The 17,703-nt window shown below is 73.7% G+C and carries 13 protein-coding genes; 6 read left to right on the forward strand and 7 right to left on the reverse strand.

The window, feature by feature from the left end:
• Positions 1-281: 281 nt before the first annotated feature.
• Positions 282-1,661 (reverse strand): serine hydrolase domain-containing protein, encoded by a 1,380-nt coding sequence (locus tag PUR61_RS03995; RefSeq protein WP_329875667.1) that lies wholly within the window; start codon positions 1,659-1,661, stop codon positions 282-284.
• A 378-nt stretch (positions 1,662-2,039) separates the two neighbouring features.
• Here PUR61_RS03995 and PUR61_RS04000 point away from each other — a divergent pair, with 378 nt between their 5' ends.
• Together PUR61_RS04000 and PUR61_RS04005 are read left to right on the forward strand one after the other, a co-directional pair.
• Positions 2,040-3,710, forward strand: coding sequence for a carbohydrate binding domain-containing protein (locus PUR61_RS04000; RefSeq protein WP_443035114.1), 1,671 nt, complete (start codon positions 2,040-2,042; stop codon positions 3,708-3,710).
• Positions 3,711-3,871: 161 nt separating this feature from the next.
• A complete protein-coding gene (locus tag PUR61_RS04005; protein ID WP_329875668.1) occupies positions 3,872-5,194 on the forward strand; it encodes a YhgE/Pip domain-containing protein in 1,323 nt (440 codons plus the stop codon).
• 96 nt (positions 5,195-5,290) lie between these two features.
• On the opposite strand, the gene PUR61_RS04010 is transcribed toward PUR61_RS04005, so the two are convergent.
• From PUR61_RS04010 to PUR61_RS04030, 5 genes are all read right to left on the reverse strand, one after another.
• Entirely contained in the window at positions 5,291-6,676 is a 1,386-nt protein-coding gene (locus tag PUR61_RS04010) for a M1 family metallopeptidase (RefSeq protein ID WP_443035120.1), read from the reverse strand.
• Between the two features lie 145 nt (positions 6,677-6,821).
• Positions 6,822-10,892 carry a Pls/PosA family non-ribosomal peptide synthetase gene (locus tag PUR61_RS04015; RefSeq protein ID WP_329875670.1) on the reverse strand — a complete coding sequence of 1,357 codons (4,071 nt, stop codon included), beginning with the start codon at positions 10,890-10,892 and terminating at the stop codon, positions 6,822-6,824.
• A 369-nt stretch (positions 10,893-11,261) separates the two neighbouring features.
• Positions 11,262-12,128, reverse strand: a complete 867-nt coding sequence (locus tag PUR61_RS04020) for an NmrA family NAD(P)-binding protein (protein WP_329875672.1) — start codon at positions 12,126-12,128, stop codon at positions 11,262-11,264.
• An 86-nt stretch (positions 12,129-12,214) separates the two neighbouring features.
• Positions 12,215-12,682 carry a hypothetical protein gene (locus PUR61_RS04025; RefSeq protein ID WP_329875675.1) on the reverse strand — a complete coding sequence of 156 codons (468 nt, stop codon included), beginning with the start codon at positions 12,680-12,682 and terminating at the stop codon, positions 12,215-12,217.
• Positions 12,683-12,863: 181 nt separating this feature from the next.
• Complete coding sequence (locus PUR61_RS04030; RefSeq protein ID WP_329875677.1) at positions 12,864-13,385, reverse strand: MarR family winged helix-turn-helix transcriptional regulator; 522 nt, start codon at positions 13,383-13,385, stop codon at positions 12,864-12,866.
• Between the two features lie 361 nt (positions 13,386-13,746).
• Between PUR61_RS04030 and PUR61_RS04035 the strand changes: the two genes are divergently transcribed.
• Entirely contained in the window at positions 13,747-15,336 is a 1,590-nt protein-coding gene (locus PUR61_RS04035) for an FAD-binding oxidoreductase (protein WP_329875679.1), read from the forward strand.
• Between the two features lie 58 nt (positions 15,337-15,394).
• A complete protein-coding gene (locus PUR61_RS04040) occupies positions 15,395-15,517 on the forward strand; it encodes a hypothetical protein (RefSeq protein ID WP_329875681.1) in 123 nt (40 codons plus the stop codon).
• A gap of 67 nt (positions 15,518-15,584) precedes the next feature.
• Here the strand turns inward: PUR61_RS04040 and PUR61_RS04045 are convergent, their stop codons facing one another.
• Entirely contained in the window at positions 15,585-16,193 is a 609-nt protein-coding gene (locus PUR61_RS04045) for a histidine phosphatase family protein (RefSeq protein ID WP_329875683.1), read from the reverse strand.
• A gap of 324 nt (positions 16,194-16,517) precedes the next feature.
• On the opposite strand from PUR61_RS04045, the gene PUR61_RS04050 reads away from it, so the two are divergent.
• Positions 16,518-16,742 carry a CbtB domain-containing protein gene (locus PUR61_RS04050; protein ID WP_329875685.1) on the forward strand — a complete coding sequence of 75 codons (225 nt, stop codon included), beginning with the start codon at positions 16,518-16,520 and terminating at the stop codon, positions 16,740-16,742.
• 17 nt (positions 16,743-16,759) lie between these two features.
• Positions 16,760-17,620: a CbtA family protein gene (locus PUR61_RS04055; RefSeq protein WP_329875687.1), complete on the forward strand. Its 861-nt coding sequence runs from the start codon at positions 16,760-16,762 to the stop codon at positions 17,618-17,620.
• Positions 17,621-17,703 lie beyond the last annotated feature (83 nt).

Consider the following 17,703-nt stretch of genomic DNA (forward strand, 5'->3'; position numbering starts at 1 on the left):
GCAGATGTGCACCTGCTGAATGCGGTCACCCGTCGTGTGCGGGACACCTGTCGGGCACCAGGACGCCGTCCGCTGCTCGGCTCGACGGGGTGGCGGACGCAGGCCCGGCCGTGACGGGGCTCGCCCGGCGGCTCCTCGGCGGCCCGGGAGGTCCGGGAGGTCCGGTCGTCCACCGGGCCGGGGCGGCGCCGGAGACGGGCCCGCCGCCGTCCCCCCGGAAGGACTGCGGGGGGACGGCGGCGGGGAGCAGCGGGAGCGGGGGAGCGGAGGCCGGGGAGGGCCTAGAACGCCTGCCACCCCTGGGGGTCGAGGCCGCCGGGAATGACCTCGGCGGGGCCGTAGGGCTCGCGGGTGAGCACGAACGTGCCGATGTCGAGGTGGCTGACCGATCCGTCGCCCGCCCGGACCACCCGCAGGGTCTCGCCGGCGTAGTAGCCGTCGAGACCGGTCCAGGTGCCGTCCGCCTCGGCCCGGAAGCGGGAGCCGCGGCCGGTGCGGCCGAGCGACGAGAGCTCCAGCATCCGGTCGGCCCTGAGCCGCAGGGTGTGGGGCGCGGCGCCCCAGTACCAGGGGCCGGTGAGGGCGAGGAGCTCCTCGTCCACGTCGGGCAGCGGACGCCAGGGCTCGGGGATCCGGGGCTCGTGCTGCGCGGTGAGGGCGATCAGCTCGGCGGCGACCAGCGGCGTACGGGAGCCGTTGGTGGCGTTGGAGAGGGCGATCGCGGCGAGGCCGTCGGTGTCGCTGATCCAGAGGCCCGCCGTGAAGCCCGGCATCGAGCCGGAGTGTCCGTAGAGCGAGCGGCCCTCGTGCTGGATCAGCTGGAGCCCGAACCCGTAACTCTCGCTCCACTCGCCGGCCTCGGGGCCGACGGCGGGTTCGCGCATCTCGGCGAGCGTGTCGGTGGAGAGGACCTTCTCGTGGCCGCCGGTCAGGAAGGCGGCCCAGCGGGCGAGGTCGGTGACGGTGGACCAGAGCTGGCCGGCCGGCGCCATCAGGCCGGTGTCGGTGAGCGGCTCGGGCAGCATGACGTCCGCCCAGGGGTGGACGGCGAAGCCCCCGGCGTGCGGGTGCTCGGGCAGCAGGGTCGTGCGGTCCATGCCGAGGGGCTGGAGGACCTCCCGGCGCAGCACCTCGCCCCAGGGCTCGCCGCGCACCTGCTCGACGAGGGCCCCGAGCAGGGCGTAGGTGGGATTGGAGTAGTGGTGCCGCCGGCCGGCCGGGTGGCGGCGCGGCCGCTCCTGCTCCAGGATGTCGGCGAGGCGGGGGCGGAGCGCGCCGTCCGTCCGCTCCCACCACGGCTCCGGGGTCTCGGAGGCGAGGCCGGCGGAGTGGGAGAGCAGCTGGGCGACGGTGGCGCCGTCGGCGGGCGTGCCGGGCAGGTGACGCTCGATCGGGTCGGCGAGGTCCAGCAGGCCCTCGTCGCGCAGGCGCAGGACCAGGACGGCGACGAAGGTCTTGGTGATCGAACCGATCCGGTACTGCACGTCGGCGGTGGGGGCGTGGCCGTCGATCATGCTGCGGGAGCCGCTCCACACCAACCGCTCGTCGCGGACCACGGCGGCGACCATGGAGGGCGTGCGGCCCTCGGCCTGGGCGACCGCGATCCGGTGCGTGAGCGCACGGCGGGTGGAGGGGAGCAGTTCGTCGGACAGGTCGGTCATCTGATCCTCTGATTGATATCGATGGTGCGATCGATGCGCCGCGGACGGCACGGCGTGCCCACGCTAGTTGGGAGCGCGGTCGCCTTCCACCGGTTTTTCCCGGACGTCCTGGAATGTCGCAGGATCCGGCCGGTCCCGGCCCGTCCCGGGTCCGGGACGGAACCCGGGACGGACCTGGGAAGTACCTGGGAGCGGCCCGGCGCGGACCCGGCGCGAGCCCGGCAACGGGGCCCGGACCCGGCGGTCCGCCGCGCGCCCCGGAGCCCGACGCGCCTTCACCGTCCGTTCGGCGGACGGTCCTTGACACGGTCAATTGGTCCAGTCCATTTTGGGCTCCTCCCCGCACCTCCACCCCCACACCCCCACTGGAGGTCACCGGTGCACAAGCGCACCCGACTGCCCGCCGCCGGCGCGGCCGCTCTGCTCGCTGCCGTCGCCGCGTTCGGCGCACCCACCGTCGCCCACGCGGCGAACCAGCTCACCAACCCGGGCTTCGAGACCGGCACCCTGTCCGGCTGGAACTGTTCCGGCGGCCTCGGCTCGGTCGTCACCACCCCCGTCCACGGCGGCACCAAGGCGCTCGCCGGCGCCGCCACCGCGGGCGACAACGCCAAGTGCGTCCAGACCGTCGCCGTCCAGCCCAACACCGCCTACACGCTCTCCGGCTGGGTCCGCGGCAGCTACGTCTACCTCGGCGTCACCGGGGGCACCTCCGCCTGGACCTCCGCCGCCGACTACACCCGGCTGAGCGTCTCCTTCACCACCGGCGCCACCCAGACCAGCGCCGAGGTCTACGTCAACGGCTGGTACGGCCAGGGCACCTACTACGCCGACGACCTCAGCCTCGACGGCCCCGGCGGCGGCACCCCCACCGACACCCAGGCGCCCACCGTCCCCGGCAACCTGCGCACCACCGGCAAGTCCGCCGCCAGCGTCAACCTCGCCTGGGACGCCGCCACCGACAACACCGGCGTCACCGGCTACGACGTCTACCAGGGCGCCACCAAGGTCGCCACCGCCACCGGGACCTCCACCACCGTCGGCGGCCTCGCCGCCGCGACCGCGTACACGTTCACGGTCAAGGCTCGCGACGCCGCGGGCAACACCTCGGGCGCCTCCACCGCGCTCACCGTCACCACCGACCCGGGCGGCGGCACCCCGACCGGCTTCAAGCAGGCCGCGCCCTACCTGTACAACGGCTGGGGCAACCCGCCGGCCGCCACCACGGTCATGAACGCCACCGGCATCAAGTGGTTCACGATGGCGTTCATCCTCGCCCAGAACGGCTGCAACCCCACCTGGGACAGCCAGCGCCCCCTGCTGAACGGCGTCGACCAGGCGACCGTCAACGCGGTCCGCGCCGCCGGCGGCGACATCGTCCCGTCGATCGGCGGCTGGAGCGGCAACAAGCTCGGCCCCAACTGCGCCACCACCGCCGACCTCGCCGCCGCGTACCAGAAGGTGATCAACGCCTACGGTCTCAAGGCGATCGACGTCGACATCGAGAACACCGACGAGTTCGAGAACTACGCCGTCCAGGACCGCATCCTCGGCGCGCTCAAGATCGTGAAGCAGAATAACCCCGGTCTGCGCACCATCCTGACCTTCGGCACCGCCACCAGCGGCCCGACCTCCCACGGCAACCGGCTGATCGAGCAGGCCAAGGCGCTCAACGCCGACATCGACGTCTTCACCATCATGCCGTTCGACTTCGGCAACGCCTCGACCGACATGTACGCCGCCACCGTCAGTGCCACCGAGGGTCTGAAGACCAAGCTCAGGTCCACCTTCGGCTGGGACGACGCCACCGCCTACGCGCACATCGGCATCTCCGGCATGAACGGCCTCAGCGACAACAACGAGGTCACCACCGTCCAGAACTGGACCGCGATCCGCGACTGGGCCAACAGCCACCACCTCGCCCGGCTCGCGTTCTGGTCCGTCAACCGGGACCGCGGCTGCCCCGGCGGCGGCCTGCAGGAGACCTGCTCCGGCATCGCCCAGAACGACTGGCAGTTCACCTCCATCACGGCCGGCTTCACCGGCTGACGCCACCCCGGCGGAGACCGGCCCGGCCCCCCGCACCCACGGGGGGCCGGGCCGGTCCGTGCCCGGGGCCGCGCGGGCGGGTGACCCGGCGGCGTGGCGGCGTGCGCCCGCCGAACGCCGCTCCTAGTGTCGGCCGGGCCGCCGACCACGTACGGAGACTCATGTCCGACGTCCCCGAACCGAACCTCCCCGAGCCCCCGCCGCCGACCACGGCGCCCACGACCGGCGTCCGCGCCCGGCAGGTGCTGCGCAACCCCCGGCTCTGGGTGATCCCCGCCGTCCTGGTCGGGCTGCTCAGCCTGCTGATGTCGCTGCTCTACCTCGGAGGGATCCTCGACCCGCGGGCCGACCTGCACCACATCCCGATCGGGCTGGTCGACACCGACCGCGGCGCCACCGTCGCCGGACAGCAGCGAAACCTCGGCGAGCAGGTCGTCACCGGCATCGCCACCGCCCCCGGCCAGGGGGACACGGTCTCCTGGCGCCGCCTCGACGAGGCCGCGGCCAAGGAACAGCTGGCCTCCGGCAAGCTGTACGGCGTCCTCCAGGTGCCGCCCGACTTCACCGCGGCGGTCGCGGCCCTCGGCAGCAGCGGCGGTGCGGAACCCGCACGGCCGACCGTCGTCCAGTACACCAACCCGGGCGTCGGCAGTCTCGGCTCCTCGCTCGCCGCGCAGATCGGCCAGCAGGCCGTCCGGGAGGCGTCCCTGCGGCTCGGCGGCACGCTCACCGCCCTGCCGGGGACCCAGGGCCTGGACAACGCCGCCCGGCTGCTGATCGCCGACCCGATCACCGTCACGACCGCCGTCGGCCACCCCATCGGCAGCCGCAGCGGGCTCGGACTCACCGCGTTCTACTACACCCTGCTGCTGGTCCTGGCGGGCTTCATGGGCGCCAACATCATCGGCAACGGCGTCGACGTCGCCCTCGGCTACGCCGACAACGAGATCGGTCCCTGGCGCGCCCGCCACCCGGTCGTCCCGATCGACCGCACCGGCACCCTGGCCGTGAAGTGCGCGATGTCCGTCGTGCTCTCGCTGCTGACCTCCTCGCTGATCATGTTCGCGAGTGTGGTGGTCCTCGACATGGACGCCGCCCACCTGCCGCTGCTCTGGGTCTTCTCGGTCTGCGCGACCAGCGCCGTCGGGCTCGGGGTCCAGGCCATCAACGCGGCCTTCGGCGGGATCGGCCTGCTGATCAGCATGTTCGTCTTCATCGTGCTCGGCCTGCCGTCCTCCGGCGCCACGATCCCGCTCGACGCCCTGCCGTCGTTCTACCGGTTCCTGGCGCTGTTCGAGCCGATGCGCCAGCTCACCGACGGCGTGCGCGCCATCCTCTTCTTCGACGCGCAGGCGGACGCCGGCCTGACGAGGGCGTGGGTCTGGATCGGGATCGGCACGGTGGCGGCGCTGCTCTTCGGCTTCGGGATGACCCGCTACTACGACCGCAAGGGGCTGCACCGCACCGTGCCCGAGCTCTCCTGAGCCCGGGCACGGTGGTGCGGCAACGTCCCGGCACGCCGTCCGGGCGGGCCCGGCCGCGTACCGCCGGGAACGGCCGGCGGGGGCCGGCCGGGCCGGTCAGGCCGGCGGGGACCAGGCCCGGACCGTCGAGCCGGGTGAGCCCGGCGGCAGCGGCGGCAGCTCCGGCCGCCTCAGCCAGGCCTCGAACAGCCCCTCCAACGGCGCCTGCGTGTAGCGGGCGGTGTGCGCCAGGAAGTCCGCGGAGGTGACCGTCCCGTGCCGGTGGAAACCCGCCCAGTCCCGCAGCATCCGGAAGAAGGCGGTGTCCCCGAGGGCCTGCCGCAGGGCGTGCACGGTGAGCCCGCCGCGCTGGTACAGCCGGTCGTCGAACATCAGCTTCCGGCCCGGGTCGCCGAGCCGGAGGTCCTGCGGCAGCCCGGCCAGCAGCCGGTGCGCGGAGGCGGCCCTCGCCGCCGCCGACGGTCCGCCCGCCCGCTCCGACCAGAGCCACTCCGCGTACTTGGCCAGCCCCTCGTTCAGCCAGATGTGGCTCCAGTCGCCCACCGACAGACTGTTCCCGAACCACTGGTGGGCCAGCTCGTGGGCGATCAGCCGCTCCCGCTCCCAGCCGCCCCCGAGATGGTTGGTGCCGAAGGTCGCCACGCCCTGCGCCTCGACCGGCACGTCCAGCTCCTCGTCGGCCACCACCACCGCGTACTCGCCGAACGGGTAGGGGCCGAACACCTCCTCGAAGTACGCCATCATCGCCGGCTGCCGGCCGAAGTCGGCGGCGAACGAACCGGCCAGCCGCTCCGGCACGAACCCGGTCTGCGGCACGTTCGGGCGCTCCGCCAGCACCACCGGCAGGTACTGGCCGATCGAGACCGTCACCAGGTACGTCGAGGTCGGCGCGGACTGCTCGTACACCCAGGTGGTGCTGGACGCCCGGGTGGTCCGGGTCAGCAGCCGGCCGCCGACCACCACCGTGTAGGGGGAGGGCGTGGTGACCGCTATCTGGTACGTCGCCTTGTCGGCCGGACGGTCGTTGCACGGGAACCAGGACGGCGCCCCGACCGGCTGGCTGGCCACCAGCGCGCCGTCGGTCAGCTCCTCCCAGCCCAGGCCGCCCCACGGGCTGCGCACCGGCCTCGGGTTGCCGGTGTAGTGCACCTCGACGGTGAACGCCGCACCCGCCGTCAGCGCCTTCGCCGGACGGACCCGCAGCTTGCCGGCCCGGTGGGTGTACCGGGCGGCCCGGCCGTCCACCAGCACCCGGCCGATCCGGAACTCGGCGAGGTCCAGTGCGAACTCGGGCAGCGCGGTCACGGCCACGGCGCTGAGCCGGGCCGTGCCGCCCAGCCGGTTCGGGCCGGGCCGGTAGTCGAGCGCCAGCTCGTAGCGGTGGACGCGGTACCGGTGGTCCCCGCTGTTCGGGAAGTACGGGTCCGGCCCGGCGGCGGGCGCCGCCGCCGGGCCCCGGTGGACACCGTTCACGGAGCCCACCGGCGCCGCGGGGGCGGCCGGAGGACCCGGGGGCTGCTGGATCTGCGGGGACTGCTGGGACTGCACCGGGCGGGGTTTCACCGGGTCGTACGCTCCTGCGACAGGGGGAGGGGGGCGGCGTGGCGGCGGGCGGGGGAAACGGTGGTCAGGAGGTGGTCTGCCACACCTCGATGGGATTGCCGAGCCACCGCGTGTCCGCGGGGACCGACTCGGCGCGCATCACCAGCGAGGCCGGGCCCAGTGTGCTGCGCGCACCCACCGAGCTGCCGGGCAGCACGATGCCGCCGGGCCCCAGGGTGGAGCCCTCGCCGAGGACGACAGTATCCATCCGCATGATCCGGTCGTGGAAGAGGTGGGTCTGCACGACGCAGCCCCGGTTGATCGACACCCCGTCCCCGAGGGTGACCAGGTCCGCCTCCGGCAGCCAGTAGCTCTCGCACCAGACCCCGCGCCCGACGTTCGCACCGAGCGCCCGCAGCCACACGTTCAGCAGCGGCGTGCCCGGCACCGCGCCGACCAGCCACGGTACAGCCAGCACCTCGACGAAGGTGTCCGCCAGCTCGTTTCGCCAGACGAAACCGCTCCACAGCGGATGCTCCACCGCCCGGAACCGCCCCACCAGCAGCCACTTCGCGGCCACCGCGACCAGGCAGGCCACCCCGCCAGCGGTCAGCAGCAGCAGGCCCGACAGCAGCGCCGCCGCCAGCGGCGACCACTCGACCGCCACCCAGGAGAGCGCCGCCAGCATCAGCGCGCCGAGCGCGCCCGAGGCCAGCACCGGCAGCAGCCGGCCCACCTCGACCAGCCCGCGCGCCCAGAGCAGCCGGGCCGGCGGCTCGTAGGTGAGGCTCTGGTCGGCCTTGTCGGCCGCCCGGGGCAGCCGCATCGGCGGCATACCCAGGTACGAGCTGCCCTTCTTCGCCTTCGCCGGCGTCGCCGACAGCACGCCCACCAGCCCCCGCTTGGGCACCGAACGGCCCGGAGCGGTCATCCCCGAGTTCCCGAGAAACGCCCGCTCGCCCACCTTCGCCTCGCCCAGCCGCACCCAGCCGCCGCCCAGCTCGTACGGCGCGATCAGGGTGTCGTCGGCCAGGAACGCACCGTCGCCGACCGTGGTCAGGCTCGGCAGCGCCAGGACCGTCGACACCTCCGCGCCACGCCCGACCCGCATGCCCAGCGCCCGCAGCCAGAGCGGCGTCACCAGCCCCGCGTACAGCGGGAAGAGGATCTCGCGCGCCTGGTCCATCAGCTGGGTCACCGACCAGGCCTGCCAGCCGACCCGGCCGTGCAGCGGGTGGACCCCGGGGACCAGGCCGATCGAGAGCAGCCGCACCGCCGCGACCAGCTGCGCCGCGTACACCACGCCGTACGCCAGGGTGGCGGGCAGCAGCCCCAGCAGGGCGCCGCCGAGCGCCCCGCCCAGACCGTCCGCGGGATCGACGAACAGGGAGAGCACCGCCACACCGGCCACGGCCGGCAGCAGCGGCAGCAGGCCGAGGGCCGTGCCGCTGGCCCCGTACAGCGCGGACCAGCGAGCGTGGCGGACCGGGCGCCCCTTCGGCCAGAACCGCTCGGTGCGGCCCAGCTTGACGGCGGGCGCGCCGCCCCAGCGCTGACCGGTCGGGATCTGCCCGGTGACGCTGGACCCGGCCACCACCTGGGCCTGCTTGCCGACCCGGGCACCCGGCAGCATGGTCGAGCGGGTACCGATCACGGCGCCCGCGCCGATCTTGATCTGCCCGACCTCCAACCGGTCACCGTCCAGCCAGTACCCGGAGAGGTCGACCTCGGCCTCCACCGCGCAGCCGCGGCCCAGCTTGAGCAGACCGGTCACCGGCGGCAGCGAGTGCAGGTCCGCCTCAGGACCGACCTTGGCGCCGAGGGCCCGCGCGTACCGGACCAGCCACGCCCCGGAGAGCGTGGTCGCTCCGGTCACCTCGGTGAGCCGCTCGGCGGCCCAGAGCCGCACGTGCACGGAACCGCCACGGGGGTAGCTGCCCGGGCGCAGGCCGCGCAGCAGCAGCCGGGCGCCGCCGGCCGCGACCGCGAGCCGTCCGGGCGGGCTGAACAGCGCCAGCGCCCCCGCCCCGACCGCCCACCAGGAGGCGGTCGGGGCCCAGGCGAAACCGTCGAGGTGCGACAGCAGGTTGCCGAGCGCCAGCAGGGCGACCGTCCAGCGCAGCCCCACCACCGTGAACAGCGGGACCAGCAGGAGCAGCTGCAGGACCTTGGCCCGGGTCGGGACCGGCGCGATCGTCCGCACCTCGTTGCGCTCCGCCGCCGAGCGCTCCAGGTGCCGGGCGAGCTTGCGCAGCGTCGGGTTCTGGTAGATGTCCAGCACCGCGGCGCTCGGGTAACGGGCCCGGAGCAGGGTGGTGAGCCGGGCGGCGGCCAGACTGCCGCCGCCGATCGCGAAGAAGTCCTCCCGGGGGCCGCTCACCGGCACCCCGAGGATCTCCGTCCACTGCTCGGCCAGCCACGCCTCGGTGCCGTACAGCTCCTCGGTCGGGCCGGTGGGCTGCAGCCCGGGCAGCGGCCACGGCAGCGCGTTCCGGTCGACCTTGCCGGAGGTCCGGGTGGGCAGCGTGTCGACCGTCGCGAGCAACGGGACCAGGGCGGCCGGCAGCTCGGCCCGCAGCCGCGCCACGGCCTGCTCGCGGTCCCAGCCCTCGGAGGTCACCAGGTAGCCCACCAGCAGCTGGTTGCCGCCGCGCGCGGTGCGGACCGCCGCCGCCGCGCCCGCCACGCCGGGCAGGGCCTGGAGCGCCGCGTCGACCTCGCCCAGCTCGATCCGGCGCCCGCCGAGCTTGATCTGCTCGTCGGCGCGGCCGAGGAAGAGCAGGCCCTCGGGGTCGGCCTGCACCAGGTCGCCGCTGCGGTAGGCGCGGTCCCAGCCGACCGACGGCAGCGGCGCGTACTTCTCGGCGTCCTTCTCCGGGTCGAGGTAGCGGGCCAGACCGACGCCGCCGATCACCAGCTGGCCGGTGCCACCCGGCGCGACCGGCTCGCCGGCCTCGTCGACGACGACCAGGTCCCAGCCGTCCAGCGGCAGGCCGATCCGGACCGGCCCCTCACCGGTGAGCAGCGCGGCGCAGGCGACCACGGTGGCCTCGGTGGGGCCGTACGTGTTCCAGACCTCGCGGCCCTCGGTGACGACGCGCTGCACCAGCTCGGGCGGGCAGGCCTCGCCGCCGAAGATCAGCAGCCGGACCTCGATCAGCGCCTCGGCCGGCCAGAGCGCGGCCAGCGTCGGCACGGTGGAGACCACGGTGATCTCCTGCTCGGCGAGCCACGGGCCGAGGTCGGCGCCGCTGCGCACCTGGGAGCGGGGGACGGGCACCAGGCAGGCGCCGTAGCGCCAGGCGAGCCACATCTCCTCGCAGGAGGCGTCGAAGGCGACCGAGAGCCCGGCCATCACCCGGTCGCCGGGGCCGATGGGCTCGTCCTGGAGGAAGAGCGCGGCCTCGGCGTCGACGAAGGCGGCGGCGTTGCGGTGGGTGACGGCGACGCCCTTGGGGCGGCCGGTGGAGCCCGAGGTGAAGATGATCCAGGCGTCGTCGGCGGGGGAGGGGCGGGTCTCGGTGGGCAGGTCGGCGGCGGGCGTTCCGAATCCGGGCGTGCCGGATCCGGGTGTGCCAGCGGTGGCCGCCTCGGGGGTGGCCGCGCCCGCGGTCATGGTGAGCGAGCGGTCGGCGCCCAGGATCGCGGCGACCGCGGCCTCCTCGAAGACCAGCTGGGCGCGCTCGTCCGGGTCCTCGGCGTCGACCGGGACGTAGGCGGCCCCGGCCGCGAGGACGGCGAGGACGGAGACGTAGAGGTCGTTGGTGCCGGAGGGCACGCGGACGCCGACCCGGGCACCGGGGCGGATGCCGGCGGCGGCCAGGCGGCGGCGCAGCTGCTCGACCTCGGCGGCGAGCGCGCGGTAGCTGAGGACGGTGTGGCCGTCGTCGAGGGCCGGCTCGGCCGGGTGGTCGCGGACGCTGGCGTCGAGGATGTCGATCAGGGTGCGCGGGGCGGGCGCGGGGCGGCCCGGGTAGCGGGCGTGCTTGCCGTCGGTGTCCGGTCCGTCGACGGCGTGCGGCCCGTCGCCGGGGTGCGGTCCGGGGGCAGTGGGCTCCGGCGAGGGCCGGTCCGCGGTCGCCGGGTCCGTGTGGTCCGCGGCCGTCCGGCTCGTAGCCGTGTCGCCCGCCTCCGTCTGGTTCGGTTCAGCTGTCATAACAGCCGTGCGCTCCTTGTCCTGCCCCGTCCCGACCGATGCTCGACCCTTGGGGGCGGTGGGAGCAACCGCCTGACGGGGTGACCCCACTCCGGGGCCGGAGCGGACAACCCGACCGATGGTAGCCCCGGGTGATGAACGGCGTACCGACCGACACTCTTCCCAACTGGCGCTGAAATGACCGAATCTGACTGTCCGTCAGCCAGCAACTGCGCAACCTGCTCATTGATGTGACGGCCAATCAGTCATTTTGACGGACCGTCAGATGTGTTTTCCGGTCGTGACCCACGCCACATCGGATTGGCTCCTTTCGGGGCGACGGGCCCGCCGTCCGGGGATCGGCGGGCCCGTCGGGGTGTCCGGCAGGGGTCAGCGGAACCGGTGGAGATGCTCGCGGAGGAATGCCTCCAGGGTACGCGGAGCGCGACCGGTCAGCCTGGTGGCGGCGTCGGTCGGCGACTCCGGCCGCTCCACCGCGAGCCGCTGGATCTCCACCACGTGGGTGGCGAGCCAGTCCGGCATCCCGGCCCGTGAGACCAGATGGGCGTGCAGCTCGGCCGGGGCCAGGTCGATGTACCGCACCGGCCGGCCGAGCAGCGCGCTCAGCAGCTCGGCGATCTCCTGGTGGCTGTACGCCCGTCCACCGGTGAGCTCGTGGACGCCGCCCGCGGCCCTGGGATCGGTGAGGACGGCCGCCGCGACGTCGCCTATGTCCCGGCAGTCGACGTAGTTGCAGCGGGCGCTGCCCGTCGCGCCGTGGATCAGCCCGGCGGCCGCGATGCCGGGCGAGAGCAGCAGCAGCTTCTGCATGAACGCGTACGGGCGCAGGACGGTGGCCGTGGCGCCGGAGGCCCGCAGGTGCTCCTCGATCCGGTGGTGGCCCCGGGAGACGGCGACGGGGGAGTCCGGCTCGGCGGCCGGGGCGGAGATCTTCACGATGTGCTCCACACCGCTCCGGGCCGCCAGGTCGACGGCCCGCAGCTCGTGCTCGACCTGCTGGGGGCCGTTGGCCATGGTGAGGAGCAGCTGTCGGGCGCCCTTGAAGGCGGCGGCCAGCGACTCCGGGTCGCCGGCGTCGGCGGCGACCGCGTCGACCAGCGGGCGGGTGCGGTCGTCGAGTCCGGCCAGCAGCCGGGCCGGGTCGCGGCTGAGGGCGCGGACGGGGATGTCCCGCTCGGTCAGGCTGCGGAGGGTGGCTCCGCCGGTGGCGCCGGTGGCGCCCATGATGACGATCATCTCTGGATCTCTTTCCGTGGGTGTGGGTGGGGCCGGTCCGCGCGGCGGGGTGCCTGTGTCGCGCGGGTCAAGGGGGCGGACGGTTCTCAGCGCGCCCGGCGGCGGCGCGGGCGGGTGCTGCGCCAGCGCCAGGTGATCATGGTCGCGGCGATGGCCGCGGAGACCGGCAGGTCGATCCGGAGCCGGTCCGGCCACGGGCTGTCCGCGAGGGCCGGCACCCGGGGCAGCCAGTGGGCGCCCGACCAGCCGAGGGCCAGGCCTATCGCGGCGGCGCAGAGTCCGGCGCCGGCCGCGAGGAGCGTGCGCGGCGCATGGGTGCTCCACGAATCGGCCGGACGTCGGCGCAGCCTTGCGCCGACCAGGGCGGCCACGACGGCGGAGGTGCCGGCGATGGTGGTCGCGGCGGCGATCAGCAGCTGGGACTGCCCGGTCGCCAGGCCGCCTGCCCCGGCCATGGCGGCCGGCATGGCGTAGGCGACCAGGACCTCGCGCCAGAGGACGAACGGCGGCCGGGCGTCGTCCGGATCGGTGGGCATGTTCTGCCTGTTGGGCATGGAAACTCCCGAGATATACTTAGGTGGCTAAGTATTAGTGATTAGGTCACTAACTATGTGGCCGTGGAACGGCGGGCCGCCGACGGTCGCCGGGCGGTCCGATGCTGCGCGCTGTCGGGGTGGCCGACCGGTGCGGGGTCGACCGTCGGGCGGTCGGCGGCCGTCGCCGGTCGGCGGCCGGTCAGTCGGCGGTCAGGGCCTCCATGCCCTCGACCAGCCTCGCCAGCAGGTCGAGGAACACCGTGCGCTCCTCGATCGAGAGGCCGCCGACCATGGCCTGCATCCGCTCGTAGTGTTCCGGTGCCATGTCGCGCAGGCGCTCCGATCCGCGGGTGGTCAGGACCACCACGTTGCCCCGGCCGTCCTCGGTGGACGGTCGGCGGGCGACCAGGCCGCCGCGTTCGAGGCCGTCGACCAGGCCGGTCACGGTCGCCCGGGAGACGCCGAGCGAAGCGGCCAGCTGGGAGGGGGACTTCTCGCCGCCGTGGTCCTCCAGGTCGGCCAGCAGTCGGTACCGCCCGGTGGAGAGGCCGAACCGTGCGAAGTGCGCCTCCCCGGCCTGTCCCAGTCGGGAGGCGGCGGCCATCAGGCGTGCAGCGACCAGGACCGCCTGCGGATCGGCCGCCAGGCCGTACCGGGAGAGCTGTCTGCGTGCCTGGTCGAGCGTCGGTGCGCCGCCGTCGACCTCGTGGTGTGGGGTCATGGCAGTAATATGGCGCCTAACTAGATGGCTCGTCAAGTCGGGTTCCCGGCGGTGCGGCGGGTCTCGGAGTGCGGCCTTCGCGGTGGTGCGGTCGGCGTCGCCGAGGTGCCCCTCTCCTTAGGCGTGCGTCCGCCGAGACCTCCCGGAGTGCCGGTCGGCGGTGTCGCCGGGGTTGCCGGGTGGAGTCCCGAGTCGATTCCGGAAAGAGGCCGGGAGGAATATACAGTCACACTAGTTCGTGCAGGGATTCACATCGTCAGGAACCGGTGGTAGCTTTCCCGTGCCGGAATATCGGAGTCGGAAAAGCGGGTAGTCGATGAGTCGTGAATTCTCCCGTCGAGGTTTTCTCGGCAGCACCGGAATGACCGCCGCCGGCGTCTCCGCGGCTTCGCTCGGCCTGACCGCCGGCGCCGCCGGCCGTGCGGAGGCCGATCCGGTCGAGCTCCCGGAGGGGCGGACGGTCTTCCCCTCGGACTCCCGCTACGAGACGCTCAGTCAGGGCTTCAACCAGCGCTGGCGGAGCCGGCCGAACCACATCCGGCTGGTCGGCAACGAAGCCGACGCGGTGGCGGAGCTGCGGACGACGCTCGACCGCGGGCTGCGGCCGACGGTCCGCGGTGGCGGCCACTGCTACGAGGGATTCGTCGACAACGACAAGGGCGTGATCCTCGACCTCAGCACCCTGCGCGGGGTCCGCACGGGGACCGACAAGTTCGGCGCGGCCACCTACTGCGTCGAGGGCGGCGCCACCAACTGGGACGTCTACACCACCCTCTTCCGCACGTACGGCGTCACGATCCCGGCGGGATCCTGCTACTCGGTCGGAGCCGGCGGTCACATCGGCGGAGGCGGGTACGGGCTGCTCTCCCGGCGCCACGGGCTGACGGTCGACCACCTGGTCCAGGTCGACGTGGTCACCGTCCGGGGTGGCCGGGTGGAGGTGACGACGGCCCACCGGGGTGATCCGGAGGGCTCGCCGGAGCGTGAGCTGTTCTGGGCGCACACCGGGGGCGGCGGCGGGAACTTCGGCATCGTCCTGCGCTACCACTTCGCCCACGCCCTGCCGAAGCCGCCGCCGCAGGTGTGGCTGAGCAGTGTCGCCTGGCCGTGGGACGAGTTGGTCCGGCGCCCGGAGGACTTCCGGACCCTGCTCGACAACTTCGGTGCCTTCTTCGCCCGTTACAGCGGCCGGAAGGAGACGGTGTACCAGGGACTGTTCTCCATCCTCCACCTCACCCACCGGTCGAACGGGAACGTCGTCCTGTTCAGCCAGTGGGACGAGGAGGATCCGGCGCCGTTGGACGAGTTCCTCGCGCTGGTGGAGTCCGGGATGAGGACCAGGTCGACCATCCAGACCCGGAGCGCGGGGAGGCTCTACCTGCCCTACCCGGACAAGCGGCGCCGGCTGCCGTGGTTCCAGGCCACGATGACGGTCAACGGTTCCGGTGCCAACCAGCGCGGCAAGTACAAGTCGGCCTATCACCGGAGACCCTTCACCCCGGCGCAGATCGAGTCGTTCTGGACGTGGCTGACCAGGGAGGTCCCCGGTGTCGACCTGACGAACACGCTGGTCCAGATCGACTCCTACGGCTGCCGGGTGAACGACCGCGGGCCCACCGAGACCGCCGCACCCCAGCGCGACTCGGTCATGAAGCTCCAGTACCAGACGTACTGGACGGACCCGGCCGCGGACGCCGACCACCTGGCGTTCCTCCGCGGCCTCTACCGGGACGCGTACCGGGCGACCGGAGGCGTTCCCGAGATCGGTACCAACACCGACGGCGCCTACGTCAACTACCCGGACATCGACCTGGGCGTGGCCGGCGACGACCGGCCCGCCTACCAGCGCCTCTACTACAAGCAGAACTACGCCCGCCTGCAGCGGGCCAAGAAGCTCTGGGACGACAAGAACGTCTTCCACCACGCCCAGTCGGTGACCCTGCCGTCCTGACCGAGCACGCAGAGGCGTGGCGACCATCCGGCAATCGGGTGATGCCGGTGAGGAAGGTGTGAGTAGAGCCGCGGCTCAGAGCGCCTGGGCGGTGCGCGGTTACGAGGTGCGGGCCACCGCGGACGCCGTCCGGGTCGAGGTGGCCGTGCGGGCCCACCGGCCGCCGGCCGGTCGGTCGTAGAGCTGCACCCGGTCATTGGGCGAACGCTGTGACGGGCGCCCCGGCGCGGTCGCAGGAGCTGCCCCCGTCATCCGGCTCCATCCGTGATGGGCCGGACGAGGCCCAGGCGCAGGTTCCAGCGGTCCGCCCGCCCGGTCAGTTCGACGCCCGCCAACGGTGGCACGTCGAGCCGGCGGAAGGCATGGTCCGGGATGCCGAGGGCGTGCACGGCGGCGGCCCGGACCACGTCCGGCTCGGCGATCACCAGCACCCGCCCGCCCAGCGCGGCCGCGGTGCCGTCGAGCCAGGCGCCGACGCGGGCGCACAACTGCCGCACGGACTCGCCGCCGTGCGGCGCGGCCGCCGGATCGGCCAGCCACGTCATCACGGCCGCCGGCTCCTCGGCCGCCACCTCGTCGAGGGTCCGCCCGCTCCAGCGGCCCGCCGCGCAGCCGCGCAGCGCGGGCTCGTCCACGGCGTCGGGCAGGCCGAGGTCCTCGGCGGTGCGGCGGCAGCGGGCGGTGGGCGAGACGAACCGGTGGGCGGCCGCCGGCAGGCCCGGTGCGGCGGCGCGGGCGGCGCGTATCCCGGCGGCGTCGAGCGGATCGCCCTCGTCCAAGGATCCTTCGCCGACGAACCGGGCCTGCCGCAGCTCGGGTCCGATCGCCGGTGCGACGAAGATCACCCGTACCGTCATGTCCTTCCCCCTTCGTACACCTGTCACCCTTGGGAGCCCCTCGGAGTACCGCGTTCCGCGCCCGCCCGCGGACAAATGCGCAGGTGACCGCGCGGCAACGATTCGGTGCACGCCCTTGGCGCCGCCGCCGCCCGGGCGCTACGGTCTGCTGCGACAACTGAAGACGACGGCGAGACGGAAGTCCGGTGGGAATCCGGCACGGTCGCGCCACTGTAAGCCGGAACCGGCCGCCTCACGCAACGGCGGGGTCCGGCAAGTCAGACCCGACCGCCGTCGTCAGAGCTCCACCGAACGGGACGCGTGTTTCCCCCAGGAGGTCCTGCCATGGCCCAGTCCGTACTCTCTCCCAGCCTGCCCGTGGGCGGTTCCGCCCCGGCCACGCTGCCGATCCGCGCCATCCTTCCCTGGGCGCTGTTCCTCGGCACCCTGATGCTGGTCCTGCTGTACTTCGTCGGTGCCGAACAGGGCGCCACCTCGGTCTTCTCCGGGGCCACCGTGCACGAGTGGGTGCACGACGGCCGCCACCTGCTCGGCTTCCCGTGCCACTGAGCGGAGACCGAGCACCGATGAACAACTCCGCAACCGTCTCCTCCGGCACCGTCGGAAAGCTGCTGCTGCGCGGCCTGCTCGCGGGCCTGCTCGCCGGGCTGGTGGCCTTCCTCTTCGCCTACACCGTCGGCGAGGGCCCCGTCGCGGACGCCATCGCCCAGGAGCAGTCACAGTCCGCCCCGGCCGGGCACCACCACGGGAGCGAGGCCGAACCCGCCGCCGGCCATGAGGACTCCCACGAGGCCGCCGGCACCGCCGATTCCGGTGACGAGGAGGAGGAACTGGTCAGCCGCGACCTGCAGTCCACGGTCGGCCTCGCCACCGGCGTGCTGGTGTACGGCGTCGCCGTCGGCGGCGTCGCGGCGCTGGCGTTCTGCTTCGCCCTCGGCCGGATCGGCCGGTTCGGCCCCCGGGCCACCGCCGCGTTGGTCGCGGGCGCCGCGTTCACCACGATCTACCTGGTGCCGTTCCTCAAGTACCCGGCGATGCCACCGGCGGTCGGCAATCCGGACACCATCGGGAAGCGCACGGCGCTGTTCTTCCTGATGATCGCCCTCAGCGTGCTGATCGGCGTGGCCGCGGTGATCCTCGGCAAGCGCCTGGCCCCGCGTCTGGGCACCTGGAACGCCGTTGTCGCGGCCGGTCTCGGCTACGCCGTGGTGATGGCCGTGCTCGCCGTCGTCCTGCCGTCCAACGACGACGCGATCCCGGACGGCTTCCCGGCCGGGCTGATGTGGGACTTCCGGCTCGCCTCGATCGGTCTGCAGGTCGTGCTCTGGACCGGGTTCGCCCTGGTCTTCGGAGCCCTGGCACAGCGGGCCCTCACCCCCGCCGCACCTGCCGAGGACCGGACGGCCGTCCCCGCTCCGGCGGTCTGACGGGCGGTTCCCCGCCGCGCACGACTCGACCCCGCCGAAGGCGCGCAGGCGGGGTCGAGTCGTGCGCGGCTGCGTTGCGGGGC

Origin of the sequence: Streptomyces sp. BE20 (assembly GCF_036322525.1) — a bacterium.
Classification (GTDB): Bacteria; Actinomycetota; Actinomycetes; order Streptomycetales; family Streptomycetaceae; genus Kitasatospora.

Bases quoted from the DNA above. Each gene is read 5' to 3' on its own strand.
- PUR61_RS03995 (WP_329875667.1), bottom strand. From the start codon at position 1,661: ATGACCGACCTGTCCGACGAACTGCTCCCCTCCACCCGCCGTGCGCTC.
- PUR61_RS04005 (WP_329875668.1), top strand. From the start codon at position 3,872: ATGTCCGACGTCCCCGAACCGAACCTCCCCGAGCCCCCGCCGCCGACC.
- PUR61_RS04015 (WP_329875670.1), bottom strand. From the start codon at position 10,892: ATGACAGCTGAACCGAACCAGACGGAGGCGGGCGACACGGCTACGAGC.
- PUR61_RS04020 (WP_329875672.1), bottom strand. From the start codon at position 12,128: ATGATCGTCATCATGGGCGCCACCGGCGCCACCGGCGGAGCCACCCTC.
- PUR61_RS04025 (WP_329875675.1), bottom strand. From the start codon at position 12,682: ATGCCCAACAGGCAGAACATGCCCACCGATCCGGACGACGCCCGGCCG.
- PUR61_RS04030 (WP_329875677.1), bottom strand. From the start codon at position 13,385: ATGACCCCACACCACGAGGTCGACGGCGGCGCACCGACGCTCGACCAG.
- PUR61_RS04035 (WP_329875679.1), top strand. From the start codon at position 13,747: ATGACCGCCGCCGGCGTCTCCGCGGCTTCGCTCGGCCTGACCGCCGGC.
- PUR61_RS04045 (WP_329875683.1), bottom strand. From the start codon at position 16,193: ATGACGGTACGGGTGATCTTCGTCGCACCGGCGATCGGACCCGAGCTG.
- PUR61_RS04050 (WP_329875685.1), top strand. From the start codon at position 16,518: ATGGCCCAGTCCGTACTCTCTCCCAGCCTGCCCGTGGGCGGTTCCGCC.
- PUR61_RS04055 (WP_329875687.1), top strand. From the start codon at position 16,760: ATGAACAACTCCGCAACCGTCTCCTCCGGCACCGTCGGAAAGCTGCTG.